Here is a 25947-nt window from a genome sequence, read left to right as displayed (position 1 = left end):
CCGTGCGAGGGTGCCGTCTACTCGCAAATCGCGTCCACCTCATTTCGCCGCGCCGCTGATCCTCTCCTTTAGGGGCCGATCCGGCCAACGGATTCGGGGCGCGAGGTTTACGCTCTCACTTCTAAGCGATCGCTTAGCACAAGCAGCGACAAGCGAACCTCATCATACCTCCGCGTAGTCGACCGAGGCGCCCCTATCCGTCAAAATGCGGCCGTTGACGGTAACCGAGTTCGCCTTCCCCCTCTTGGTGAACGACCACGAGCGCCCGAATCCGGGCAGGGCGACGCAAGGCCTGTCAGTAGAGACAGCCGCACCTTGACGGAGAACATAGCAGCCCATGGAGCTTCATCAGGTTCGCTACTTCCTCGCCGTCGCGTCCACGCTCAACTTCACCCGCGCGGCCGAGCAGTGCAACGTTACGCAGCCCGCTCTGACCAAGGCGGTGCAGAAACTCGAGCAGGAGCTCGGCGGCCAGTTGATCTACCGCGAACGCCAGCTCACCCAACTCACCGATCTTGGAAAGGAAGTCCTTCCGATGCTGGAGCGCACACTGGTCTCGGCAGAGGCGGTGCGTCGCAGGGCCCAGGAGTTCCAACGCAAGGAGATCGCGCCACTGAGGATCGGCCTTGCCCCATCCATCTCGGCGTCGCTCGTCCTCGATCCGATCGCGGAGATCGCAAAGTGCGTCCCGGGACTTCACGTCGAGCTGCGCGAGGACGCGGCGGAGAAGCTCGTCGATCTCTTGCTTGAGGGGGAGATCAACGCCGCAATGGTCGGCGACGTGCAGGACGTGCCCGCCCGCATCGACGACTGGTCGCTGTTTGAGGAGCGCTATGTCGCGGTTCTCGCACCGACACACCGGCTCGCAAATCGTCCCTCGATCGGCATCGACGACCTCCGTGAGACGATCTTGCTGGAACGCGCCGGATGCGACATCGCCCCGAAGATCCAACGGTCGTATTTTCCCGAGGAACCGCTCCACCTCGGCCACTGCAGTGGTCACGACTTGCACTTGCAGCACATGGCCGCTGCTGGCTTCGGCGTGATACTCGCGCCCGAGCACATGCCGCACCTTCCGACGCTCAAGACCATCCCGCTCGAAGGCGACCTGGTTTCGCGGGAGGTGCGGCTGCTGGCTGTGCAGGGGCGCTGCTACTCGCCGGCGCTGGACGCTTTCGTCAGGTTCGTTCGCCTTCGCGACTGGTCGGTCGTCGCTCGGACGGCGTGAAATCGTCGAATGCGTACAGCGCCCGGAAGAGCATGCGGCGCATGCGTTCACCTGGTTGGTTCAAAGGCCATCCAAATGCGCTACGCGAACAATGCTGCCTTCCCAAGCTGTCCCTGACCTCGACAGCCGGACACTGAGCCACCACCGTCGGCCTCGCGGACGACGCGCCACGCTTACCCGCTTCCGTGGCGCCCGACGACTGGAATGGAAACGATAACGACCGGGCATTTCCAATGGTTGGCGTGCCGGCCTACGCCTGTTGCTCGTCTAACGGATTGGCCCGTGCCGGAGTGTTTGCTGGCACAGGATTGCGTAATCTCTCTCTTGGGTGGATGCACTTTCCGCGTCGCAAGGACCCGCTCAAGTAATCGACCAGAGGAGTCTCCGATGTCGTTTCGCTTCATCACCAAATCTATCCACGCCTACCTGATCGACTATCCTGTCGCGGTCGTCTTGATCGCCGCGCCGTTCGTGCTGGGGCTCGGTCAAAGCGGACCGGTTGCAGTGGAGCTTTCGGTCGTCGCCGGTGTGGCCGCGCTGCTCTTGGCCTCCCTGACCGACCATCCCACCGGGATCGTCCACATCATTCCCTACTGGCTGCACCTTTGGGTCGATCGCGCCGTCGGGGTGGTCTTTGTCATCGCACCGTTTGCCTTCAAATTCACGGGGCTCGACGCCTGGTACTACTGGGGCCTCGCTGCGGCTGTCCTGTTCACGACGTCAGTCCTGAACGCGCCTGAGAAGCCCGTTGCGAACCGTCCGGAATTGGGCAGGCGCGCAGCCGGCTGAAAGCTGCGATGGCGTCGTCGAGACGTCGCCGATGTTCGTCTGCAGCGGTCCACAGGACCTCGGGGAGCGACAATAACGATCGCCTATCAACTCTATGGCGATAGGTGATTTCCCCCGCCGGCGTTGCAGGATCACTCTCCAAAGGCATGGTCCGATCAATCTCAGGATCAGGAGCTGCGATAGCGCCACGTCAGCGACGGACGCCGATTGAACGATGCAAATTCTGTGAAAGAAAAGACACTGATGTCCCAGGAAGCCTACGATATTGTCATTGTTGGTGCAGGCGCAGCCGGCTGCGTCGTTGCGAGTTATCTTGCCGAACACACCGATGCGTCGATCGCGTTGATCGAAGCGGGCGATATGGATCGCGATCCGTTCATCCACATCCCAGCGGGCTTCGCCAAACTTCTGGCCCACGACCGGCATGTCTGGAAATACGAGACGGTTCCCCAGCACGGGACGAAGCGAGCATATCGCTCAGGCAAGGTACTCGGCGGCGGCTCCTCGATCAATGCGATGTGCTACGTGCGTGGTCAGATGCGCGATTTCGCCGCGTGGCAGGACGCGGTCGGCGACACCGGAAAATGGTCGTATGAAGACCTGCTTCCCGTCTTCATGGCGCAGGAGGACAACGACACCTTCCACGACGAGTATCACGGCATAGATGGTGGCCTGGCTGTCCAGTTGCCCAAGGGCATCAATAAGCTGAACCAATATTGCCTCAAGGCATTCCAGGAATATGGGATTCCCTATAATCCCGACTATAACGGCAAGAGCCAGATCGGCGTCTCGCCGGTGCAGTCGACGGTCGGAGACCAGCGCCGATGCAGCGCGGTCGACGCTTATCTGCGCCCGCACCTCACTTCGGGCCGCGTGGTCCTGCTCACCGGCAAGACCGTCGCTCGCGTCCTCGTCGAAAACAAGCGGGCTGTGGGCGTTGAGTTCATGGACACGAGCCTGAAGAGGATCATGGCCAACGAAGTTGTGCTGTCGGCTGGCGCCGTCCATAGCCCGACGATCCTCATGCACTCAGGCATCGGGCCAGCCGAGCAGCTGCGTCAACACGGTATCGCGGTGATCGTCGATTCTCCGGCGGTAGGCGAAAATCTCCAGGATCACCCGATGGTACCGGTCCGTGTCTATGTGAAGGGTGATCTCGGCTATCAGGCTGCCGCGCAGGGTCTCGGCAGCGTGAAGGCCGGCCTGCGCTATCTCGTCACGAAGGACGGCCCGGCGTCGGGTAATGGCATCGAGACGGTGACACACTGGAATCCATCTGATTTCACCGCCGAGCCTACGATCCAATGCTATCACGCTCCTATCGTCTTGAACGAGCAGCTCGGCCCGGCGGGCGACCGCTCGGGCATCACTTTCGAACTCGTGGTGCTTCAGCCTAAGAGCCGCGGCTGGGTGCGGTTGGCCGACAGTGACCCGACGTCGATGCCCCTCATCAACCCGAATTTCGTTGGCGAAGAGGAAGACCTGAGGGCCGCGGTGGAATCAGTGCGCGCGATCCGCAAGGTCATGGCCCAGGAGTCGTTGGCGCCGGTGATCGAGGAAGAGATGGACCCCGGCCTGCACGTCCAATCGGATGCGGAGATCCGCGAATGGGTGAAGCGCGTCGTGACGACAATGTGGCATCCGGTCGGCACCTGCCGGATGGGCCAGGATGCACGAGCGGTGGTTGACGCGAGGCTCAGGGTCCGCGGCGTCGACGGCCTGCGGGTAATCGATGCCTCGATCATGCCGAACATAACCAGCGGCAATACCAACGCTCCGACCCAGGCGCTTGCGCGCCACGCTGCGACGATGCTGGTCGAGGATCTGAAACGCACCTGAGGAGTTCTGGCGCGAGCAGGCGAGGCCGGCCTCCGGCCCACGCCGGCCGGGAAGCCGCGCGGGAGCTGACACCGGCCATGAGCGTCCAATGCGTATAGAAAGGTTCAGGTACCTGGCTCCTGCAGCCGTACTCGCGATCGGCATCTTTCTGGTCGATACCTTGTCATCACTGCAGTTCGCGGTCGCCTCGCTGTATGTTGTCGTCGTGTTGGTAGCTGCCCAGGATCTCGATCGCGGAGGCGCTGTCGTCGTCGGCTTAATCTGCGCACTGCTTACCATCCTCAGCTATATTCTTACGCACGGCTTCGTCCCCAACGGGATCGCAGCGTTGCGATCCAGTGTTAGCCCGATCGCGCTCTTGGTCACGACAATGCTTGTGCTCCATAGACTTTCCGCTAACCAGCGCGTCAAGAAAGCAGAGCGCGAACGTATGAACCTGGCGCGCTTCTTCCCGCCAAGCATCGCTGAACAGCTCATCAAGGCGCGGACCCCTCTTTCGTTTACGCGTTGTCAGCGTGCAGCAGTCCTGTTTGTCGACATCGTCGGGTTCACTGACTTCTCATCCAACAGGCCTCCGGATGTCGTCGTCCAGACGCTGCGACACCACTTGCGTATGTTCAGTGACGTGGTGTTCTCCCATCAGGGTTCGATCGACAAGTTCCTGGGTGATGGGTTGATGGCCTTTTTCGGCCTGCCGTTGACCAGCCTGCGCGACGCCACCAACGCTGCGGAGTGTGCGATCGAGCTCATCAAATCCGTCGATTCTTGGAACCGACGCATTGAGGCAAGAGACCAGTCGCTCCGTATTGCCGTCGGTATCCATTACGGCGAAGTCATCTATGGAGACGTTGGCAATGAGAAGAAATTGGAACTCACCCTGATCGGTGACACCGTGAATGTCGCTAGTCGGGTTGAAGCCCATTGCCGGGTATTGGAGGCTTCGGTGCTCGTCACCGGCGAATTCATGGATGCATTGTCTGCGGAAGGGAGCGCGGAACTCGCCACTGCGTTTCGCGACGAAGGCGCACACATGTTGCGTGGCCGAAGAGATCCGGTCCGTCTTTTCAGTATTCGCAGGCTGTCGTGCGAGCAGGCCAACTGCGCTTGGCGGTCGCCTCGCCAGCGAAACTCATTGAATCACGGTGGGAATCGGCAAAGCCAGGCCGACCTGTCCGGCCGCAGAGCCTTTAGATGTCGTGGGGGGACCGGTGGACCTTGCTTATCGTACGGGAAGCGCGATGCTTAGGGTGTCCATCGTAGAGCGCATAACGCCTACGAGCGGATCGCACCCCGTTCTCAAATATCCTTCCGTACTTCGCCCTCCTTGGCGATCCGCCGATGGTCGCTCGGATCTCGATTGTACGCCTTTCGAAAAGCCCGCACAAAACTCGAACGGCTCTCGTACCCCGCATTAAGAGCCACTGCGTCGATCGACATCGTCGTTGTCGTCAAATCGATCGCGGCCTGGCGCATTCTTAAGTGTCGTAAGACAGCCATCGGGGATTGTCCAAAAATGTCCGAGAAGCGCGCCATGAACGCCGAACGACTCAATCCTGCACTGTGTGCCAAGCTTTGAACTGAATGGGCGGCTCCTGGCCGCGCCACCATATCTGCAAACGCACGAGTGACCTGCCTGTCAGCAAGTATCGAGAACCGTTCAGTCCACCGTCGGGATGACTTGAGCGACCGTCGTACCAACGAGACAACGATCTGCCTGAGCAGAGAAGCTGTCATGGCTCCAACGCCGACCTCTTGCTGTAACAACTCGTTCATTGCTTCGCGAAGCTTGAGATCAATCCTGTCCGCCGGCTCGAATTGCTCGATGACCGGTTCGCGGAGTTCTCCGAACAGCCTCACAGACTGGCCAAAGGATGCGTTAAAAAAGCCGCATATCTGGACGATCTCTGGTTGCTCTTTCGGCACTGCGACGCGAAGGATGCCTTCTTGACGAGTCCAGCAGTCTCTCGAAATGAGCTTCGGAGGGCGATTTCCACCGTCGACCTCGATCATGAGCGGAGTGTTTGGCGGCACGATGATGAGTAAATGAGGGCTCAACGGTATCGTCGGCCCGCCATCAATTGATAGACGTCCCATGCCACTTAAGTTGTAGTGGATCCCGGGTACGTCAATCGTCCCAAATTCGACTCGATGGCCTCGCGGCACCAAAATCTCGGTCATGGCGATGACATCTATGTCGAGCGCCTGCATCAAATTGTTGAGGTCTGCTGTAGACAATTTGACAGTGGCGCCCGCGGGCGGTGAAACGTTCTGCCCGACGAGAGCCTGTTTTGGAATCGATTTCGAATTATGCATGACTGTGGTGGCTCCTGCTAACGGCTACCAGCACCGATAGTGCTCCGAAATCTGTTCTCCGAGGATCGGCGGAGGCGTCGCCATGCCGTTCGTACCACTGAACCTCGCCTCTCGCCATTAGGCGAAATTTTGACTTGCGGAGAACGCGAATGTTCCAATAGCCATTATGTTCCGGGGCTTTAGTTCCCGACCGTCATCACGTGCGCGCTACAACGCGTGCGGGATGACGGGAAGGATTAAGACGACGACTTCAACGAATTCGTATCGATCGGCAGGCTGCGCACACGCTTGCCTGTTGCGGCGAAGATCGCATTGGTCACTGCAGCACTGACAATGGCCGTCGGAGCTTCACCAACGCCACCCGGAGCCTCCGCGTTCTTGATCAAGTGTGTCTCCACCACCGGTACCTCGTCGATACGCATCGGCAGATAGTTGTCAAAATTGCTCTGCTCGACCCGACCATCTTTGAACGTGATCGAGCCATGAAGCGCGGCCGTCAGCCCGAAAAGCGTTCCTCCTTGAACTTGGGCTTCGATCGTATCGGGATTAACGTACATTCCGCAGTCAAGCGCACAGACGATCCGCTTAACTTTGACGGAGCCATCGGCCGCTACTTCGACCTCGGCGACCTGCGACGTGTAACTTCCGTATGCGAATTGTACTGAAATTCCGCGGCCATGCCGCACGGGAAGGGGTGATGCCCACCCCGCCTTTTCCGCCGCAAGCGATAAAACAGAGAGTGCTCGCGGATTGTGGCCAAGCAATCCCTTGCGGTAGGTGACGGGATCCTGCTTCGCGGCGTGAGCGAGCTCATCTATGAAGCTTTCGACCACAAAAACATTGTGAGTCGGTCCGACGCCGCGCCACCAAGACGTCCGGACACCAGGGGGCTCGACCCGGACAAAGTCGACGTGGATATTGGGCAGAGCATAGGGCGGCTCGGCCGCCGCTTCGACGGCATCGGGGTCCAATCCGTCCTTGACGTAAGGGGGATAATAGCGAGCCATGACTGAGGAGCCGGTGATCCGATGCGTCCAGGCAACCGGCTTGCCGGCCGCGTCAAGTCCGGCCGACAGCCTATCGAGATAGTACGGCCGATACATATCGTGCTGGATATCTTCCTCGCGGCTCCAGATCACCTTCACCGGGCCATCGACGTGCTTGGCGATCTTGACGGCCAGCACCGTGCCATCGGCCTCCAGCCTTCGGCCGAAGCCACCGCCAATCAGATGATTGTAAATTTTGATTGCGTCCTTTGGCAGGCCGGTGAGTGCGGCCACCAGAGACTGCGTGATCGTAGGCGCCTGCGTCCCGACCCAGATATCGCAGCGATCCTTCCGCAGGTGGACTGTGCAGTTCATCGGCTCCATCGCCGCATGGGCTAGGAAAGGCACCTGATAGATCGCGTCAACTCGTTGCGCCGCGACAGCAAGGGCCTCCTCTGCATCACCATCGTTACGGGCAACCGCCCCTGGTTTCTTGGACTCCTCCTCCAGCTGCTTGACGATATCGGCGTTGCTGACCTTGCCGTTGGGCCCATCGTCCCACGTGATGGCGGCGGCCTCGAGCCCCTTCTTCGCCGCACCCATGTGATCCGCCACCACGGCAACAGCTTCATCGATGTTGACCACCTGCCGGACGCCCTTCACCGCCAGCGCGGCTTTCTCGTCCACCTTTTTCGCTTTGCCACCGAGCACGGGCGAAATAGCAACCGCTGCAACCTTCATACCCGGCAGTCGCGTATCGATGCCGTAGAGCGCGCGCCCATCGACCTTTATCGATGAATCCAAGCGCCTGGCACGCGTGCCAATCAAGGTGAAATCTTTCGGGTCCTTCAATTTGACGTTTGCCGCCGGCGGCACGGGCAATTTCGCTGCGGCCGTCGCAAGTTCGCCGTAGCTTAGATGCTTTGCGCCTGACGCGTCGAAGACGATGCCGCCCTTGGCGCGGCAGGTCACCGGATCGACATTCCAGCGCTTTGCGGCTGCCCCGATCAGCAGACTGCGACCTACTGCGCCTGCCTGACGCAGCGGTGTCCAGAACGCTCGGACAGAGGCGGAACCACCTGTATTTTGAATGCCTATGATCGAGTTGACGTAAAGCGCGTGATTTGGCGGCGCATGCTGAACCTGAATTTGGTCAAGCGTCACCTCCAGTTCTTCAGCGAGAAGCATCGAGAGCGACGTGTAGACCCCCTGTCCCATCTCGACCATCGGCATGACCAGCGTCACGGCGCCCGTTGGATTGATCCGTATAAATCCATTCGGCGCGAAAGTACCCGTGACCTCGTTTTCGACCACCTGCACCTGCGAAGTGGACGCCGCGAAGACGGAGCTCGTGCTGGCGCCGGTCAGCGAAAAGCCGAGCAGCAAACCTGTGCCCTGAAGGAAGGCGCGCCGTGACACGCCTGTTTCTTCGGCGACCTGCTCCCTCAAAATTGGTCCATTCATGATCTCAAACTCCAGCAGCCAGCCTGATCGCGGCGCGGATGCGCTGATAGGTGCCGCATCGGCAGACATTCCCCGACATGGCGGCGTTGATGTCGCCATCCGTCGGCTTCGGCATGTCTTTCAGGAGCGCCGCCGCCGACATGATCTGGCCGGATTGGCAGTAACCGCACTGCACCACCTCGAGCTCCAACCACGCCTTCTGTACAGCTGCGCCCTGCGGCGTCTGGCCGATCGCCTCGATCGTGGTGACCGCGCTGTCCCCAATGCTGTCGATCGTTGTCTGACAGGAGCGGACCGGCTGGCCGTCGAGATGCACAGTGCAGGCGCCGCACAGCGCCTGGCCGCAGCCGAACTTGGTTCCGGTCATGCCGAGCACATCGCGCAGCACCCACAGCAATGGAACGTCACCGTCGACATCGACCTCATGGGGTGTACCGTTGATTTTCAACGTGAATGCCATGCGTGCCTCCTGAGCGCGTTGGGAGTGAGGAGTGAGTGGACGAGCACCCACGCATTGGTCGTCCTCGACAGGATCAAGTCGCCCGATACGGCCTATTCCGGCAGATGCGACGGATTGAGGTTGCGCGGGGCGTTACTCGATGAATCTCCGATAGCGACGCCCATTGATCGCAGCGCGGGACGAAATCTTCCAATAGCCGGCATGTATGGTTTCCATAGCAGCGGGGAATACTGCTGCGATGGTGCTGTCCGCCAAAGGCATCGCACTGCGCGGCGAGCAGGCGCGGGCTCATTCAGCTTCGACAATTGCTTCCAAGAGCGAAAGTGACGCGCGCATTTGGCGCATTGATCGGCGGCGCGAGCGTTATAACGAGCTCGCGCATGCGCACCAACGCGAAGGGCTAATAAAGAGGAAGTGAGTAAGCGTCGATAATGATTGATTTGTACCGACCGCCGAAACAACGCAGATGGTCGAATGACAGGTAAGTCCACGAACAGGTCGATGATGTCAGACATCTTGAAGAAAATCGAAGCCTATAAGCGCGAGGAGATTGCCGCCTCCAAGCGTGCTCATTCCTTCGCGAGCATCGATGCACGCGCCAAGGCGGCGGCGCCACCGCGCGGCTTCGTCCGCGCGATCAAGGAAAAGCATGGCGGCGGTGACTATGCGCTGATTGCTGAGATCAAGAAGGCTTCGCCATCGAAGGGCCTCATCCGCGCCGATTTCGATCCGCCGGCCCTGGCAAAGGCTTATGAGGCCGGGGGCGCGGCCTGCCTCTCGGTGCTGACCGATACTCCGTCGTTCCAGGGGCATCTCGACTTCATGGTCGCGGCACGCGCGGCGACCAATCTGCCGGTGCTGCGCAAGGATTTCATGTTCGACACCTATCAGGTCGTCGAAGCCCGCGCTCACGGCGCCGACTGCATCCTGATCATCATGGCCGCTCTCGATGACGCCGCCGCCAAAGATATTGAGGACGCCGCCATCGCGCTTCAGATGGATGTGCTGGTCGAGATCCACGACCGAGCCGAACTCGAGCGGGCGCTGAAACTCCGCTCGCCGATGGTCGGCGTCAACAATCGCAATCTCCGTACCTTCGAGACCACGCTCGCGACCAGCGAGGCGCTAGCGCCGCTTATCCCGGAGGAGCGGCTGATGGTCGGGGAAAGCGGCATCTTCACGCCGGACGATCTGACCAGGCTCGAGCGTGTGGGAATGTCGACCTTTCTGGTCGGCGAGAGCCTGATGCGCCAGCCCGATGTGACGGCGGCAACCCGCGCGCTGCTGGTGCGGGACACGCCGGCGACGGCGGCGGGAATACGTTCCAGCCGAGTCGCACCATCCTCTCAATAGGCGACTGCATCTGGGGGGCTGCTGTGGGTCCCCGACTTGAGCCTACCGTTCGACGAGCTGCCGGGTTCAGGCGGACGATCGGAGCGAATATCGCAGATTTGCTGCGGTTTCCTGACTCGAACCCCCGACGCTAGTCGTTGACGCACCTGCGTTAAGGCGGGTTACGCAGGGGCCGTTGTCGTTAGTAGTGCGACGAATATGAGGGGCAGGTGGAGGCGCGAAGGCGGCTAATGCCTTCATAGTGCCGCGAAGCCACAGCGCCGAGACTTGCCCGGTTAGCTGACCACCGATTGACCACCGAACCGCCCTGAACAAACAGCGATAAAGGTGGTCAACCAGGAGCGAAGTTCACTGTTTTTGTTGAACTTTTCGGTTGCTACTTACGTTCGGGACGCAAGGGGCGCGCGTGCTGGGCGCGCGATCAAGCGATTTACATTTCGGCCATAACGTATTGATTTTGCTAGTGCTGTTTTGGTTGCCTTTTACAGCTAAGTGCCTGAAATCTCTTTTAGAGAATGAGACTCTTAATCAGCGGGTCCCAGGTTCGAGCCCTGGTGCGCCCACCATATCGAAAGCCCTATTAGCGCAGGGTTTTTCCATTTCAGGCGACAGAGCAAAGCGCGTATCGTGCGACGCTTTTGGTGGTCGGACATCGCACCGTGTGTCGACTTGGCGATGTTCGCGAGATGTTCTTGCTGGTTCGCATCACCGTCGCGCTCGTCATCTCGCATGGTCGCCAGTATCGTCCATGACTTGTCGCACGCCCACAAGAGCGTCGCGTTTCGTCGCAGTTGTGACGTTTCGCTGGCCGACGTCGAGGATGTCCCTGGCGAGATGGGCGCACAAAAACGCTGCCAGCGCCGTGACTATCATGTAGACCGAGACTGGCCAGCTCGCGTCGCCACTCCACTGCACCAGCAGCGTCGAAATCAGTGGCGCAAAGCCGCCGACGACAGCGCCGCTGACTTCTTTTGCGAAGACGAGACCAGTGTAGCGGATCCGCGTGTCGAACAGCTCCGAATAGAACGCCGCGATGGATCCGGAGATCGATGCGACGCCGAAAGACAAGCCGACGATGCCTCTGTTGATTTCCGAATTACGGAATTTCAAAGAGGTGGCCCGGGCGGAATATGGAAAGACGTCTTACCTAAACAGCGGCGGACTGTTCTGCGGCGCAACACCCTCGCCGGGCCGCTCGCCGCCGTCAAGCGGGCGATGACACAGCGCGCAGATTGACGGACGCGTCTTCATAATCGCGTTTTCGCCGACCCGCATGCTGCTCCTTACCTGCAGCTCCTTGATCTGAATCAGGGAGCATCGCGCCAAATTTGGGATGCTCGGCACACGACGGGGATTGGCTGCCTAGAGGATTTCTACGTAGTGGCTTATACTGATTGCGTGGTCGGTGTGTCGCGGCGGTAGGCTAAATTTATCGGAGAGTTGTCTGCATATGCCAGGAAACTAGCGGTGCGAAAGTTAGCACTGCAGGAAGGCGAGTGTATCATGTCCCTTCAGGAGACACCGGTCAGCCGACATGTTCGAAATGCCTCCGGAGGATCGAGGCATGCGCGCAAGGCGAATTCCGAACGGCTCGCTCTGCAGGAAGAAGTTCATCGTCAAATTGCTTCGGAGCTTCACGATTCAACGTGCCAGCATCTGGTGGCGGCGAGCCTCATTCTGATGCAAGTAAGGAGTGCGCTAGGCGATCCTCTGAAGGCGACGAGACATTGCGATCAGCTCGACATCTCGATCGATCGCGCTATGAAGGAATTGCGGTCTCTCACATATCTGCTTCACCCTCAGGACCTGTTTGAAGGAGGGCTCAGGACGACAATCGAGCAATTCGCACAAGGGCTCGCAGCCCGAACGCCGCTGAATATTGAGGTCTCGATATCGTCCGCGGTCGACGGCCTGCCATACGGGGCGCAGCGAGCGTTGCTGAGAATTGTTCAGGAGGCCCTGACGAACGTTTACCGCCACGCCAAGGCGACACAGGTCGTCATAACTATCAGGACGAGGGACAGGAAGTTCAAGCTCGAGGTCCGAGACAACGGACAAGGCATGGTCGCTGCAGATGGCGCATGCCGCTTTCGTCCGTGGGCACCCGGAGCGGGAATCCGTATCATGCGAGCTCGATTGCAAGAGATGGGAGGGCAGCTTGAGATATTATCGGCACCCACAACGCTGCGGCGCGGTACCATCCTGCGCGCGACCTTTCCATGCGCTCTTGCGCGCGAGTGAGATGGCCCGGTTGGAGATGCTGCTGAAACGCAGCGCCCATAGCTCGTCCAGGTTCTCTTGCGACAAGATCATCGAGGCAGCCCTCTCATGAAGCGAATTCTCATTGCTGATGATCATGATGCTGTTCGATCCGGGCTACGGGCGGTCCTCGAGCAGCGGCCGGGTTGGATGATTGTCGCCGAGGCGTCCGACGGAAGATCGGCATTTGAGGCCGCTCTCAAAGAGCGGCCCGATGTTGCGATCGTCGACTTCTTCATGCCGCGCATGACGGGACTGGAAATAACTCGAGGAATAAAAAAACATCTCCGCGAAACTGAGGTGCTGATCTTTACCGCGCACGAATCCGGAGTGCTGGCTCAAGAGGCGCTTCAGGCGGGTGCGCGCGCGTTCCTGGTCAAGTCGGACGCAAACAAGCTGCTGTTGGCTGCCGTTGAAGCGCTAATGGCACGTAAGCCATTCGTTGGCGGACGATTTTGTGGTCAGTCGGGTCGAGAAGACGAAGCTGGCGAGGGGCATGTGAAGCTGTCTCCGCGAGAGCGGCTCGTTGTCAAGCTCGTGGCCGAGGGGTACAGCAATAAGGGTATCAGCGCGATGCTGAGCTCAAGCGTGAAGACCACGGAAACGCATCGGGCGTCGGCCATGGGAAAACTGGGGGTCAATTCGATAGCTGGACTGGTCCGCTACGCGATCAGAGCTAAATTGATTGAAGAGTGAACGAAATCAGCGGCTGCCGGCCCGCCGCGCTTCGCAACCGATCGCGGCGGTGAAGCAGAGCTGATCGCTGCGGAAGCGCAGCGCTGTCCTTTCCCGTCCGCAAAGGGATCGCGGACGGTCACCTCCACCGCCACCCGCAATGGCGGCGACCGCGATGCCACCAGCAAACCCAACGGCGCCTGCGCGGTCGCGACCGCCCCCAACCGGGGCCATGCGGAGGACCCCACTGCGCCTGCGTCGCGAGATCCGTGGTTATCGCGGCCCGTCCCAGATTTGCGGCGACCGGCATAGCCTCCGCTGTCGCAATGAAACGAACGCCGATTGCGCCGACAGCTGCGGCGGCGACGGCGCCCTGCGCAAAACCAAGGAAGGCACGACGTGTGGGAGCGTTCATTGTTCTTCTCCTCTCTTCTTGTCACGCAGTTTCAAGTACGGACTACGGTAGCGGGGAACGGCAACGCCGGCATCCAACGAAACCCTGAGCAACAGGCTCGGCGTATTCCCGCCGTCCTGGATACTCGGGTCACGTGGTTTGCGCCGGGACCGGTCGTGCCTTCGCGCGCTCGCGCAGGCGTTGAAACGTGACGTAGAGCATCGGCACCATAAAAATCCCGATTGAGCTTGCGGCGAGCATGCCGGCAAAGACAGCGGTCCCGACCGCCCTGCGGCTCAGCTCGGCGGCGCCGGTTGCGAGTACGAGCGGGAGGAGTCCGAGAATGAAAGCAACCGAGGTCATCATCACCGCGCGGAACCGCATATGCGCCCCCCGGATCGCGGCCTCCGCAAGCTCTGTGCCGGCTTCCCGTCGTTCCTTCGCGAATTCCACGATCAGAATGCCGTTCTTGGCGGCAAGCGCGATCAGCACCACGAGGCCAATCTGGCCGTACAGATCGAGATTGAGGCCGGCGATTTTAATTCCGATATATGACCCTAGAACGCCGACAACGACGGAGAGCAGCACCGGGATCGGGATCACCGTGCTCTCATACAGCGCCACCAGGAACAGATAGGCGAACAGCACGGCGAGCGCGAGCACCACCCCGGTTTGTCCCGCTGCCTGTTGCTCCTGATAGGCGGTGCCGGTCCACTCGAAACTGTAACCTGCAGGCAGCACGTTGTTGGAGATCTCTGCCATCGCTGCCATCGCGGTGCCGGACGAGACGCCTGGCGCCGGGCTGCCGTTCACCGTCACTGAACGATAATTGTTGTAGCGGGTAATGACCTGAGGCCCGGTTACGATCTTGATGCCGGCGAGCGACCGCATCGGAACCATCTGACCCGTGCTATTGCGGACATAGATGCGCCAGATATCGGAAAGGTCGGCGCGATCGAGCGCCTCCCCCTGCACGTTGACCTGCCAGGTACGTCCATAGAGGTTGAAATTGTTGACGTAGATGCCGCCCAGCGTCGCCTGAAGGGCCGTGAAGATATCGCTGATGGTCACGCCAAGCGCCTGCGCCTTACGTCGATCGATGTCGAGATAGATCGATGGATTGGTCGCGGTGAAGGTCGAGAACACTCGCGTCAGCCGCGGATCGGCATTGGCTGCTCCGATCAACGCACCCGTGACACTGGAGATCGCGGCGGGGCTCTGTCCTTCCAGCGCCTGGAGCTGGTACTCGAACCCGCCTGAGGTGGAGAGTCCGATGATCGGCGGCATATTGAACGGCAGTACATTGGCCTGCCGGATTTGCGCGCCGGCTGCGTAAGTCTGCTGGATCAACGCCTGCACCGAATCCGCGGCCGCCTTGCGATCGGCAAACGGCTTGAGGCGCGTCACCACCAGCGCGCTGTTGGGCTCGGACGCCCCGTCAAGCAGGGAGAAGCCGATGATGGCCAGAACATGGTCGACGGCCGGCATCTCCTTCAGGACGTCCTCGATCTGTTTGGTGACTTCACTGGTCCGCGCAACGGATGCACCGTCCGGCAACTGCACCGAAGTGAAGAAAGCGCCCTGGTCTTCCTCGGGGAGGAACCCTGTCGGCGTCAGGTGCGACATCCCGAAAATGCCGGCTGCGAACACGGCGACCAGGATGAGGGAGAGACTGGCCACGCGCAGCAGCCGTCGTACGCCGCTGCTATAGCGATCGCGGATCCAGTCAATGCCGCCAAGAACGTGGCCGATCATGCCGCGCCGGGGTCCAGTATGCCGCAGGAACAGCGCGCACAAGGCGGGCGACAAGGTCAGCGCATTCAGTGCCGAAATCATCATGGCGGCGCTGATCGTCACCGCAAATTGTCGAAACAGCGTGCCGGAAATGCCGGGAATGAAGGCGATCGGAACAAAGACGGAGAGCAGCACCAACGTGATCGCGATGATCGGTGCCGTGATCTGCGTCATCGCCTTCTTGCTTGCCTCGACTGGCGAAAGATCCGGTTCCTCCTCCATCACTCGCTCGACGTTCTCCACGACGACGATGGCGTCATCCACGACGATGCCGATGGCGAGCACCATCGCGAGCAGTGACACGGTATTCGCGGAATAGCCAAGCATCAGCAGCACCGCGAAGGTGCCGACCAGGCTGACCGGTACGGCAATGGCTGGTATGACCGTGGCCCGAAGATTACCGAGGAACAAATAAACCACGATCACGACCAGGACGAAGGCCTCTCCCAGTGTCCGCAGAACCTCCGAGATGGTGTCCCGTACGAAGCTCGTGGAATCGTACTGCACGAGATAGCTCAACCCCGTCGGGAATCGCTTCGATAGCCGCTGCATCGTCGCCGCGACCGCCTGCGCTGTGGTCACGGCATTGGCGCCCGGCGCCAGATAGATCGCGAGAGGCACCGCGGCGCGCCCGTCGATCCGCGCTTCGCTGTCGAGGTTCTGCGCGCCAATCTCGACCCGGGCGACGTCCTTGACGAGCAGCGTCGAACCATCCGGGTTGGCGCGCAGCACGATATTGGCGAACTGGTCGACCGTCGCGAGCCGTCCCAGGGTCTGGACGTTGAACTGGAATTGCTGGTCGTCGCTGATTGGACGCGCGCCGATGCGGCCGACCGGCGCCTGGACGCTTTGCGTTCGAATTGCCGCGATCACGTCCGAGGGCGTGAGATTGAGGCTGGTCAGCCGCTGCGTATCGAACCAAATCCGCATCGAGTAGTTCATCTTGGCGAACAGGTGAGCTTGGCCGACACCGGGCGTGCTGGAGATCGCGTCGAGTATGTTGATGATCGCGTAGTTGGTGATGAACAGCGGATCTTGCTGGCCGTCGGTACTGTAAAGCACCAGAAATTGCAGGATCGCCGACGATTTCTTTTGCACGGTCACGCCCTGCTGCTGCACCTCGGTGGGCAATTGCGACAGCGCGCTCTGCACCCGGTTGTTAACATTGACGGTGTTGATATCGGGATCGGTGCCGAGTGCAAATGACACCGTCAGGGTGTAGCTGCCGTCGTTGCCGCTCGTCGATTTCATATAGAGAGCTCGGTCGACGCCGATCACTTGCGCTTCGAGCGGTTGAGCGACGCTGGCCTCCACGACCTCGGCAGACGCGCCGGGAAAGGTCCCGGCAACCGTGACCTGCGGTGGCACAATGTCCGGAAATTGCGCCACCGGGATCCGTGTCAGCGCGAGCGCACCTGCAATGGTGATGATGAAGGCCACGACCATCGCAAGTCGCGGGCGATCGATGAACACGGCGGACATCATGGCTTTTTGTCCCCCGGGCGCGGATCAGTTGAACCGCCATGGTCCGGCTGCGAAGGCGCGTCGCCTGTGCCGGCCTTCATGCTCGACTGGATCAGCGCGCTCGCCGGGCCCGGAGAAACCGCCTGACCAGGACGAACTCTTTGCAGGCCTTCGACGATCACCTTGTCGCCTGCCGCGAGGCCGCTGATGACGGAGGCGATGGTGGGCGTCGATTGCCCCAGCTTGATGCGGCGTTGTTCGGCTTTATCGCCGGCGCCAACGGCGAGGACATAGTCACCCTGCTGGTCGGACAGCACCGCCGAACGCGGGACCGCCAACACTTCGATGGGCTGGACACCTTCCAGCAAGACCGTGACGAACTCGCCGTCAGTCAGTTCGTGAACGGTTACGCCCGCGGCGGACGGCGCGCGCAGGATCGGGTTGGCGATCTCGCCGCGCACGGTGATCGTGTCCGTGTTCTGGGCGATGGTGTTGTCGACAAAATCCAGCTTGCCGGACTTGCCATACATGCGGCCATTGGGCAGCCGCAGCCGGATCACCACGGCTTCCAAGCCTCCCTGCGGACCATAGCGTTCGCGTAGTTCGAGCCCCTGGCGCAACGGCACCGGGAAGGTGACGTACATCGGATCCTGGCTGACGATCGTGGTCAGGACGCCCGAGCTGGGACCGACGACATTGCCTTCGGTCACGGCCGTACGTCCGATCTTGCCGTCGATCGGCGCGCTGATCATGGTGTAATCGAGGTTGATCTGTGACGCATCGACTTGTGCCTGCGCGGCCTGGACCTGGGCTTCCAGGCTGCGTTGGTTGGCGATCGCCGCGTCGTAGGTCGATTGCTGACCGGCCGGCCCGCTGAGCAGCGTACGCGCCCGGTCGGTCGTCAGCTTGGCGTTCTCGAGCATCGCTCGGAGCTGGGCCACCTGCGCCTGCTTTGACGCGAGATCGGCCTCGAACGGACCGCGCTCAAGCCGGTAGAGCGGGTCGCCCTTCTTGAGCTCGGCACCCTCGACGAACAACCGCTGCTCCAGGAATGCGGTGACGCGAGCCACGACATTGACGCGATTGACCGCCTCGATCCGCCCGAGAAATTCGTTGGTCTCGGTGATCGGTCGTCTGATCGCTTCCACGATGCCGACAGCGGGCGGAGGGCCTGCGGCTGGCTGTGTCCAGCCCGTGCCGCCAGCGATGAATGTCAGGAAACCCGCCGCCAGCATCCTGACCGAGACGTCCGCAAGGTCCATTTTCCGCTCCTTGCTCCGGGGGGCGGGACAAGCCGCTATCCCGGTCCGCGCGGGCCGAGTGTCAGGTTCGTAACGCCTGCCGCAAGGTTCAATCCGATCGATCGCTCGATCGACAGAGGCTGGAGCGTAATCGTCCGGCGAGAGCCTCCGATCAGAACGTTCGCTCCGAGACCGGGGCCGAACGCGACATTGCCGCTCGCCCCTACGTAGCTCCCGCGCAGCGTGCCGGGGCCGACGCGCGAGTTCCTGGCGAAGACGGCCCATGAGAGGGTTCCTGCGCTGGTCACGCCGATGTCGAGACCAACGCGCCGGATCCGTCCGTCGTAGACGTACTGCCGGGCCGGGCGTCTCGTGATGAATATACAACGAAGCTCCTGCGCGGAGCCAAGCACCAGCCCAACGCGCGGAGTGCTGGTGCATACGAGCCGGCCGACCCTGAAGGCCTCGGCGCGTGCGGGCAGGGCGTCGGCGCACATCAAGGCGGATCCGCAGATGATCGCAAGAAGCAGGTTAATGCGCATTCAGGCCTCCATTTGACTTCCGGTGTCGGTGGGCGAACTCCCTGGGCTGCGATCCTGGCGAAGCCAGAACGTGATGCCGAGGCCGATCAGCAGGACGGCGCCCAACAGGAAGAAGATGATGGATTGTTGTAACCAGGATATCGCCGGAACCGTGACGCCCATCGCAAGGCCGAGGAAGGCAATTTGCGGCGAAAGAAGACTGACGCCCGCGAGGAAGGTGCCGAGCGCAAGTAACGTGAGAAGGACGAGGCTGGTTGCCGGTGTCGGCAACAATTGCTGAACGCCTGACACCAGCATGATGTTCATCGTGACCAGGACGGCAACCCAGTGCAGCGCCTGGGTCCAGATCAGTCGCCACCGGGCCTCCTTGCCATCGATCTCCGGCCATTTGTTGATGACGCACACAACGCCGATGGCAAGCGCGAGAAATTCCCAATAGCCAACGAGAGGCTGGTGAGAGGCGTTGGTATAGGCGACGCCCGCGACGGCGAGCACCAGTGCGATGATGTAGGGAAGTTGCTGCCACAGAAAATGTGTCATCCGCGTGTGCGCCGGGGATGGCTCCATTCCATTGTTCTGCTCGGCTCGAATCTCGCTCATGGCGCTCCCATTTGCGATGGTCCCTTGTTGGACATCCGCCCGCTGTTATCGCCGAGGTAATCCTCGACGTAGAATCTAATGATCGCGACCCGGCCGACCGCGACCAGCGGCATGGCGAGTGCGATACCCATCACGCCTAGCATTGCGCCCAACAGTACGATCGCGACCAATGTCCATGCGGGAGGAATTTCGACCGCCTGGCGCTGGATCAACGGGCCGATCACATAGCCCTCGATCGATTGAATGATTGTGTAGATGACGACGGCCCAGATCAGCAGCGATGCGCCGAGCGGCATCGCGACGAGCGCGATCGGGATCGCGGCAAGGATCGGCCCCAGATACGGAACGAAGTTGGAAAGGCCCGCCTGCAGCCCAAGCACGAAGGGGCCGGGAAGCCCGATCAGATAGAGCGCGACCCACACGCATAGTGTCATCAGGGTGATGCGGATCAGCTGTCCGACGAACCACAGCCGCAGGACGTTTCCCATCTCGTTCATTACGGCGCGTGTTCGGGCGCGATAGGAAGGCTTCGCCAGCATCACCAGACTCTCGCGATGGCTGGTGGGATCAAAGGCGAAGAGGATACCGAGGAACGCGATCACCAGCACACCGGTCAGAAAGCTCGACGCTCTGCCAACGACGAGCTGGGCGTGGCTGAAGAACCGGCCTTGATCGGACAGCAGCCATTGCGCAAAATCGCGCCCCGATTCCGGACCAAGCAGATCGACGCCGTAGGTCAGAAGGCGTTGCTGCAAGACGTCGAACTGGGTGTCCATGACCTTCAGCAGGATGCGTGTTTGCTCCGGCAGCTTGCCGCCTCCCCAGACGAGACCTAGTCCGACCAAGGTGGTGAGCAGCAGCAGCACGAATGTCAGCCGCCAGACACGATTGAGTGGAATTAGTAGCGCCAGTGCGCGTGCGGCGGCATCCAGAAAGGCAGCAAACAGTACGCCCGCGAAGATGATGAGAAGACTCGAGGCGGTTTGCCATACGAGGAAGAGAGCAACGCAAGTGGCGAGCAGGGCGAGACCCGTTGCGAGAAAGCCGCGCCGCCTGTCGGTCATGCCCCGGTCTGGAGGCTCACGGACCACGACCTCGCGCGGTTGCTCTTGTCCTGTCCTCACGTCGCTCATCGATCGGGTGTCTCGGCGGCGGATTGCGATGACGAACTGTCGCGCCGGGGCTCAGGTGCGAACACGGCGGCTGCCATAATGGGGATGCGAGCCGCCGCGATGACGCCAGTAGCGATGCTTGGTGGGGTTCGTATTCGTATTTGGCGCGGCGGTGCTTGGGGCAGGTGTCGTGACCTGCTTTGGCACGGATGCGGCCGGATCGGTCGTCTGCGCCTGGGAACTGGTCGACTGCGCGGTCGCAATCGATCCGGCAAGGATCAAGGCACCGCAAATGGTCCGGACATTCATGTTTGTCTCCAACTGACCCACAACAACACTTCAGATCGAGATAGCGCCGACGGCCAACGAATAGACGCGGACGCGTGCGGCGAGCCCTCAACCCCGGAGATGAGGTGGGCGGAAGGGTCGAATTTGAACGGGGTAGGCCGGCCACCCTCGGTTACGAGACTAGAGGCAGCTTCTCGGTCGGCGCATCAGGGATTCTATGTAGAGGGCGAGGCAGGAAATCGGTCGACCGCCTCTAATGAGGACTTGCCGATCCGGGCGCAGCGGCCGGGGTGACCAGCACGAAGCTCGCGCGGAACAACTCGCCTGCCTTAGCGAGTTCAGTCGCGATATGCCTGGCGTGCAGAACGGCGGCGTCATGGTCGGCGCACTCGCATCCAATTCCGTCCGGACAAAGGCCGTTTTTGTCGACGATGTGAAAGAAGTAGCGCATGCGAACGGATTAGGCCGGTGCGTGACCAGCTTCCAGTGACAAAGGTGTAAGAGTCCAGGCAAAAAGGATGAGAAGCCAGGGGCAACCCAAGGTTACGTTTCGGTAAGTCGCTCTGGCGGATACGGGTATCCCGAGATAGGGTGATATATCTTCCGGCGCTCGGGTGATCATCCGATGTCCCCGCAGGGGCCGGACCGCTAGCTTGGTTTGTTCATGTGAACCAATCCGAGGAGGCAAGCGATGTCGAATTATGATCCGAATCTGACTGCCTCAGGCACTGGTGGCGGCGCGCTTGCGATCGATCCCGGATTGCGCGCCTACATGCTGCGCATCTACAATTATATGGCCGCGGGCGTGGGCCTGACTGCAATTGTGGCGTGGCTGACGTATCAGCTCATGGGTCCCGCATTGCTCGAGAGCCCGTTGATGTGGGTTTTCATCCTGGCGCCACTCGGGCTGGTGTTCTTCATCGGGGCGCGCATCAATACGCTGTCGGTGGAAACGGCGCGCATTCTATTCTTCGTCTATGCCGCGCTGGTCGGAGTTTCGCTCTCGACGCTGCTGCACATCTACACCAGCGCCTCGATCACGCGCGTGTTCTTCATCGCGGCCGCGATGTTCGGGGCACTCAGCGTCTTCGGCTACACCACGAGGCGCGACCTGTCCGCGGTCGGCAGCTTCCTGTTCATGGGCCTGATCGGCATCATCGTCGCAAGCCTGGTCAATATTTTCCTGAGGTCGACGGGGCTCGATTGGTTGATCTCGATCGTCGGCGTTGGCGTCTTTGCGGGACTCACGGCCTATGATACGCAGCGGATCAAGGCGATGTACGAGAGCAGGGACGATGCGACGACGGCAGGCCGCAAGTCGGTGATCGCGGCACTGTCGCTCTACCTCAACTTCCTCAATCTGTTCATGATGCTGCTGCGCCTGCTCGGCGGTAGGCGGTAGGCGGCTTCAGGCCGCCGGCCGCTCCGCCGCGCTGGCGAGCGCATCGCGCAGGATCTTTTCCTTGGTCTCGTCCAGGGACGTTTTCAACACGACTCCGCCGGCATCCTTGATTTCGTTCAACACCTTGTCTGCCGTCATGTTCTTGATCAGGACGAAGAGAGCGGCGTTGCCGGTGTGGAGCGAAGCGGACAGCTCCTTCATGAAGGAATCGTTGATGCCGAAATCGGACAAGGCGCCTCCAAGCGCGCCGGACGCAGCGCCGACCGCGACACCGATGATCGGATTGAGGAAGAGCACGCCGACCAGGAGTCCCCAGAAGCTGCCGGTAATCGCGCCCGTCGCTGTGGTGTTGACGAGCTGGTTGAGCTTGATGTTGCCGTTCTCGGCCTTGACGGCGATCACGGCGTCACTGATGGTGATCAAATATTCCTTTTGCAGTTTGAGCAGCCGAGTTCGGACTTCTTCGGCCTTTGCTTCGGTCGGGTATACGATCGCAACCAGATCAGACATGGAGACCTCCTTGGCATTCCCGCAGGGACCGCGGGAAGACTGATGCCAACTGCATGGCGCGGAGACTAAACGGCGAATTGCAAGCTCGACATCCGAGAAAACCCTTGGGCGCGGGAGAGAATGTTCCGGATCATGAGAGCAGGGGAATCCCTCGGCCCGATCTGCGCGATCCGGCTGTTCTGAGTCTTCAATTTGCGGCGAACATCGACGCGGCGAGCAGCAGCGACACCAGGAGCAGGGAGATGCCCGCGGCGGACCATTGACGGAGAACTTCGTCGCCTCTTTCGATAAGGCTGCCGAATCTAAGACAGCCGCGCCGGAGCGGACCGACCACTCTCATGAGCGCTTTCCAGGCCGCGGATGAGCCCAGCGGGTGTGGCCACGGGCTGAGCAGGATCGCGAGCGCCGCCCCTCCCAGCACAGGCAGGAGCAATTTGGATAGCGCGTCGATGCCGAACAGCTTCGATGTGGCATCATACGGGACCGGCAAATACGAATCCCAGGGCAGCAAGCCAAGGAACAGAGAACAGAGGGCCAAGGCAAGTGCAGCAAGGTCCCGGCTGAGCGGTGCTGGGCCGATGAGGGTAATCGGCTGGTCTGATGGCGCGAACGCATGGGACAGGACTAGTACGACATAGGCGGTCGTGAACATTCCGCCGGCCTGGAGCACGACGGCCCACCACCACTGCCCCGTCCTCGCCGTGTCCTGGAGCAATAACTCCTTCGCGAGTGACGCTCCGCTCGGTTGAACACCCATCAAGGCGATGCCGCCAATTGCGAACGCCAGGACGCTCAAGGGCAGGGCCCGTGCGACACCTCGCAGCCCGGTGATGCGATCGTGGCCGAGCCCGGTGTAGATTGATCCGACGGCCATGAACATCGCCGCCTTGGCAGTCGCATGGGAAACTGCCTGCAATAGGCCGCCCGCCAGGGCCTGGTCACTTTCGAGCTTTCCGGACGCGCCGAACGCAAGAGGAAACATCAGGAAGAGATATCCGATCTGAGCCAGCGTCGAATACGCAATCAGGAGCTTGAGGCGCTCTTGCCGGAGAGCGACAACGCTTCCGAACAAGATCGCTCCGGTTCCAAGCGCCGCGAGCAATTGTGCGGCAGCCAAGCCGGGCAAACCCGGCATGACGTCGAACCAGAGCCGCACAAGGATGAAGAACGATCCCTTCACGACCAAGGCGGACAGGATCGCGCTAGCTGCGGCCGGTGCGCCGGCGTGAGCGGGTGGCAGCCAGAGGTGCAACGGAAAGAGTGCAGTTTTGGCGAGGAGACCGGTCGTCATCAAGGCTGCCGCGATGAGCACGCCGGAGTCCGCGCTCACGCGATGCGACAACAACTCGATATCAAGGGTGCCGTAGAGACCATAGAGCAGCGCGGTGCCCATCAGGTAGAGGACCGAGCCGAGCAGTGCGAAGAGCAGATACCGCAGCGCGGCCCGAAGCGTCTCCGCGCGACCGTCGAGAGAGACCAGAGGCACTGCGGCGAACGTCAGCAATTCCAGCGCAACATACAGCGTGAAGAGGTCTCCCGCGACGAAGATCGTGTTCAGCGCGCCCCAGATTGCCAGAAGCAGGATCCAGAATGCGAAAGGTGCGCGCGCTTCGACAGATTGAGGACGAAAATCGGTTGCGGCAAAAATGGCGACCGCGCAGATCACGACCGCCGTCGTCGCGAGCATGACCGCCGACAATCCGTCCGCGCGGAGGGCTACGCCGAGCGGGGGTGGCCAGGCGCCGAGTAGGTAGGCGAGGTGGCCGTCGCTCCGAGGCAAGAGCACGAGAACGGCGACAGCAATCGCCAACCCGACCGGTACGACCGTGGAGGCAACCTGCCGGACGTAGCGCTCGCCGAGAGCAAACGCCAGCAAGACGCCCGCGACCGGCACGACGATCGACAGCACCAGCAGGAAGCCGCCGGCGGTGGTCACCAGCGCGGGGGCGGGGGGCAGCATCAGTGACCGGACGGATCGGAGCGCGGGCTCGCCGCCGCCCGATTGTTGAGCGTCGTGGAGCCTGCGATCTGAAAAAGCCGCAGCAACAAGGCGATCGCCAGAGCCGTTGCGGAAAACGCGACCACGACTCCTGTGATCACCAGGGCCTGCGGCACCGGGTCGTTGCCAAAGCCCGCTGCGGCGCCTCGCCGCCCGACGATGCCGAACAGAAGAAACACGCCGCTGCCGAGCAGGTTGAATGCGATGATCTTGCGAAGCGGTTGCGGATTGGCAATCAGGCCGTAGAGCCCGAGCCCGACCGCCGCGGCGGCGCATAGTCCGAAAACCGTCACGGCGCTCATCGCTCAGCGCTCCTTTCAGGTGCACCGGCGAGCAGCAGGCCGAGCGTCGTCGCGATCGTCAGGAGCATCGCGACCTCAATGCTCAGAATTAGCGGCTTGGCGAACGCAACGGGATAGGCAAGGAACGCCGCCCCAAAACAGAGCCCGCCAAGGCCGACGGCAAGGAATAGGCCGGGGCCGGCGACCAGGATGAGACGTAGCCATCGACTGCGCACGGGCGGGGTATCCACCAACCCGGCCATGATCACCAGCAGCCACATCGATGCGAGAACCGCGCCGCCCTGAAATGCTCCGCCGGGGTGATCCGCGCCCGTCCACAGGATGTAAATGCCGACGACGATGCCGGCGGGTGGCAACAGGCGCGCAAGAAAGGCGAGAACACCATTTGGATCAGCCTGGTGGCGTGGTCCGGGACGACCGCCCCAGGCCTGATCCGACGCAAGCGACCAGACACCGACGATGGCGAGCAGGAGCACGACCTTCTCGAGCATGGTGTCCATTCCGCGGAATGCCATGAGAACGTTGGTGACGGGGTTGGTCATTCCGGTCGCCCCGGCATTCGCGACGACGGCGGGCGCGAGCGTTGGCGCCGGATCGGGCAGCAGCAGGATCGTGACGGCCAGCGCTGCCGCGATCGACGCGGACAGTATGGCCGCGCTCAAGCGCACGATCAGGCTGGGCCCTTCCGTTGTCATCGCCTCGGTATCGCGCAGCCGGGCCGCCGCACCCAACAGCACGACGCCGCCCAGGCCTCCGCCAATTGCAGCCTCGGTCAGCGCGACATCGACGGCGTCAAGACGGACCCAGATCAGCGCAACCAGCAGTCCGTAGGCGATAAAACCGACCGTGGCCGAATAGGTGTCGGGGACGGCGATCGTCCAGATGGCGAGGCCCAGCACCACGGCGGCGAGCGCGATCTCGAACACTGTTGCG

General features: G+C 61.3%; 24 protein-coding genes. 9 read left to right on the top strand and 15 right to left on the bottom strand.

The features are described 5' to 3' along the window. Positions 1-337: 337 nt before the first annotated feature. The 4 genes from ABIB95_RS21680 to ABIB95_RS21665 all read left to right on the top strand — a co-directional run bounded on the left by ABIB95_RS21680 (position 338) and on the right by ABIB95_RS21665 (position 5102). On the top strand, positions 338-1228 hold the full coding sequence (locus tag ABIB95_RS21680; RefSeq protein WP_354241970.1) for a LysR family transcriptional regulator: 891 nt from the start codon (positions 338-340) through the stop codon (positions 1226-1228). Positions 1229-1615: 387 nt separating this feature from the next. After that, positions 1616-2017 carry an SPW repeat domain-containing protein gene (locus ABIB95_RS21675; RefSeq protein ID WP_354241968.1) on the top strand — a complete coding sequence of 134 codons (402 nt, stop codon included), beginning with the start codon at positions 1616-1618 and terminating at the stop codon, positions 2015-2017. A gap of 243 nt (positions 2018-2260) precedes the next feature. Then, the gene (locus ABIB95_RS21670) at positions 2261-3856 is read left to right on the top strand and encodes a GMC family oxidoreductase (protein ID WP_354241965.1); all 1596 of its coding nucleotides are present in this window, start codon (positions 2261-2263) and stop codon (positions 3854-3856) included. 88 nt (positions 3857-3944) lie between these two features. Then, positions 3945-5102, top strand: coding sequence for an adenylate/guanylate cyclase domain-containing protein (locus ABIB95_RS21665; protein WP_354241963.1), 1158 nt, complete (start codon positions 3945-3947; stop codon positions 5100-5102). Positions 5103-5152: 50 nt separating this feature from the next. Here ABIB95_RS21665 and ABIB95_RS21660 read toward each other — a convergent pair whose 3' ends face one another. The 3 genes from ABIB95_RS21660 to ABIB95_RS21650 form a co-directional block, all read right to left on the bottom strand. After that, entirely contained in the window at positions 5153-6169 is a 1017-nt protein-coding gene (locus tag ABIB95_RS21660; RefSeq protein WP_354241960.1) for a helix-turn-helix transcriptional regulator, read from the bottom strand. 236 nt (positions 6170-6405) lie between these two features. Beyond that, positions 6406-8619, bottom strand: a complete 2214-nt coding sequence (locus tag ABIB95_RS21655) for a xanthine dehydrogenase family protein molybdopterin-binding subunit (RefSeq protein ID WP_354241957.1) — start codon at positions 8617-8619, stop codon at positions 6406-6408. 4 nt (positions 8620-8623) lie between these two features. Next, positions 8624-9079 carry a (2Fe-2S)-binding protein gene (locus ABIB95_RS21650; RefSeq protein WP_354241955.1) on the bottom strand — a complete coding sequence of 152 codons (456 nt, stop codon included), beginning with the start codon at positions 9077-9079 and terminating at the stop codon, positions 8624-8626. 238 nt (positions 9080-9317) lie between these two features. Here ABIB95_RS21650 and ABIB95_RS21645 point away from each other — a divergent pair, with 238 nt between their 5' ends. Further along, on the top strand, positions 9318-9497 hold the full coding sequence (locus ABIB95_RS21645) for a hypothetical protein (protein ID WP_354241953.1): 180 nt from the start codon (positions 9318-9320) through the stop codon (positions 9495-9497). Between the two features lie 86 nt (positions 9498-9583). Then, positions 9584-10432 carry an indole-3-glycerol phosphate synthase TrpC gene (trpC, locus tag ABIB95_RS21640; protein ID WP_063986175.1) on the top strand — a complete coding sequence of 283 codons (849 nt, stop codon included), beginning with the start codon at positions 9584-9586 and terminating at the stop codon, positions 10430-10432. Positions 10433-11152: 720 nt separating this feature from the next. Here the strand turns inward: trpC and ABIB95_RS21635 are convergent. After that, entirely contained in the window at positions 11153-11542 is a 390-nt protein-coding gene (locus ABIB95_RS21635; RefSeq protein ID WP_354241952.1) for a hypothetical protein, read from the bottom strand. A gap of 393 nt (positions 11543-11935) precedes the next feature. Between ABIB95_RS21635 and ABIB95_RS21630 the strand changes: the two genes are divergently transcribed. Both ABIB95_RS21630 and ABIB95_RS21625 read left to right on the top strand, forming a co-directional pair. Next, positions 11936-12673 (top strand): sensor histidine kinase, encoded by a 738-nt coding sequence (locus ABIB95_RS21630; protein ID WP_354241951.1) that lies wholly within the window; start codon positions 11936-11938, stop codon positions 12671-12673. A gap of 87 nt (positions 12674-12760) precedes the next feature. Then, positions 12761-13387 (top strand): response regulator, encoded by a 627-nt coding sequence (locus ABIB95_RS21625; RefSeq protein ID WP_063981767.1) that lies wholly within the window; start codon positions 12761-12763, stop codon positions 13385-13387. A gap of 523 nt (positions 13388-13910) precedes the next feature. On the opposite strand, the gene ABIB95_RS21620 is transcribed toward ABIB95_RS21625, so the two are convergent. The 7 genes from ABIB95_RS21620 to ABIB95_RS47385 all read right to left on the bottom strand — a co-directional run bounded on the left by ABIB95_RS21620 (position 13911) and on the right by ABIB95_RS47385 (position 21252). Continuing rightward, a complete protein-coding gene (locus tag ABIB95_RS21620; protein WP_354241949.1) occupies positions 13911-17039 on the bottom strand; it encodes an efflux RND transporter permease subunit in 3129 nt (1042 codons plus the stop codon). Continuing rightward, positions 17036-18280: an efflux RND transporter periplasmic adaptor subunit gene (locus ABIB95_RS21615; protein ID WP_063981769.1), complete on the bottom strand. Its 1245-nt coding sequence runs from the start codon at positions 18278-18280 to the stop codon at positions 17036-17038. Before ABIB95_RS21615 ends, ABIB95_RS21620 begins: the two co-directional genes overlap by 4 nt. A gap of 35 nt (positions 18281-18315) precedes the next feature. Continuing rightward, complete coding sequence (locus ABIB95_RS21610) at positions 18316-18801, bottom strand: DUF992 domain-containing protein (protein WP_354113646.1); 486 nt, start codon at positions 18799-18801, stop codon at positions 18316-18318. Continuing rightward, a complete protein-coding gene (locus tag ABIB95_RS21605; protein WP_135214203.1) occupies positions 18802-19401 on the bottom strand; it encodes a hypothetical protein in 600 nt (199 codons plus the stop codon). Beyond that, the gene (locus ABIB95_RS21600; RefSeq protein ID WP_354241946.1) at positions 19398-20534 is read right to left on the bottom strand and encodes an AI-2E family transporter; all 1137 of its coding nucleotides are present in this window, start codon (positions 20532-20534) and stop codon (positions 19398-19400) included. The genes ABIB95_RS21605 and ABIB95_RS21600 overlap by 4 nt, the downstream gene beginning before the upstream one ends. Positions 20535-20585: 51 nt before the next feature. Then, on the bottom strand, positions 20586-20822 hold the full coding sequence (locus ABIB95_RS21595) for a hypothetical protein (protein ID WP_071911297.1): 237 nt from the start codon (positions 20820-20822) through the stop codon (positions 20586-20588). A gap of 232 nt (positions 20823-21054) precedes the next feature. Next, positions 21055-21252: a DUF6894 family protein gene (locus tag ABIB95_RS47385; RefSeq protein WP_208072594.1), complete on the bottom strand. Its 198-nt coding sequence runs from the start codon at positions 21250-21252 to the stop codon at positions 21055-21057. A 240-nt stretch (positions 21253-21492) separates the two neighbouring features. Between ABIB95_RS47385 and ABIB95_RS21590 the strand changes: the two genes are divergently transcribed. Beyond that, positions 21493-22203 (top strand): Bax inhibitor-1/YccA family protein, encoded by a 711-nt coding sequence (locus ABIB95_RS21590; RefSeq protein WP_063981774.1) that lies wholly within the window; start codon positions 21493-21495, stop codon positions 22201-22203. Between the two features lie 6 nt (positions 22204-22209). Here ABIB95_RS21590 and ABIB95_RS21585 read toward each other — a convergent pair whose 3' ends face one another. The 4 genes from ABIB95_RS21585 to ABIB95_RS21570 all read right to left on the bottom strand — a co-directional run bounded on the left by ABIB95_RS21585 (position 22210) and on the right by ABIB95_RS21570 (position 25940). Further along, the gene (locus ABIB95_RS21585; RefSeq protein ID WP_354241943.1) at positions 22210-22713 is read right to left on the bottom strand and encodes a DUF1269 domain-containing protein; all 504 of its coding nucleotides are present in this window, start codon (positions 22711-22713) and stop codon (positions 22210-22212) included. A 187-nt stretch (positions 22714-22900) separates the two neighbouring features. Further along, positions 22901-24622 carry a complex I subunit 5 family protein gene (locus ABIB95_RS21580; protein WP_354241940.1) on the bottom strand — a complete coding sequence of 574 codons (1722 nt, stop codon included), beginning with the start codon at positions 24620-24622 and terminating at the stop codon, positions 22901-22903. A 50-nt stretch (positions 24623-24672) separates the two neighbouring features. Continuing rightward, positions 24673-25014, bottom strand: coding sequence for an NADH-quinone oxidoreductase subunit K (locus tag ABIB95_RS21575; protein WP_135214208.1), 342 nt, complete (start codon positions 25012-25014; stop codon positions 24673-24675). Continuing rightward, the gene (locus ABIB95_RS21570) at positions 25011-25940 is read right to left on the bottom strand and encodes an MnhB domain-containing protein (protein ID WP_247345505.1); all 930 of its coding nucleotides are present in this window, start codon (positions 25938-25940) and stop codon (positions 25011-25013) included. The genes ABIB95_RS21575 and ABIB95_RS21570 overlap by 4 nt, the downstream gene beginning before the upstream one ends. Between the last annotated feature and the right edge of the window lie 7 nt (positions 25941-25947).

Origin of the sequence: Bradyrhizobium sp. LA2.1, from assembly GCF_040547725.1 — a bacterium.
GTDB lineage: Bacteria > Pseudomonadota > Alphaproteobacteria > Rhizobiales > Xanthobacteraceae > Bradyrhizobium > Bradyrhizobium barranii.
Note: the sequence above shows the minus strand (reverse complement) of the source record. Positions and strands in the feature narration are given on the sequence as shown.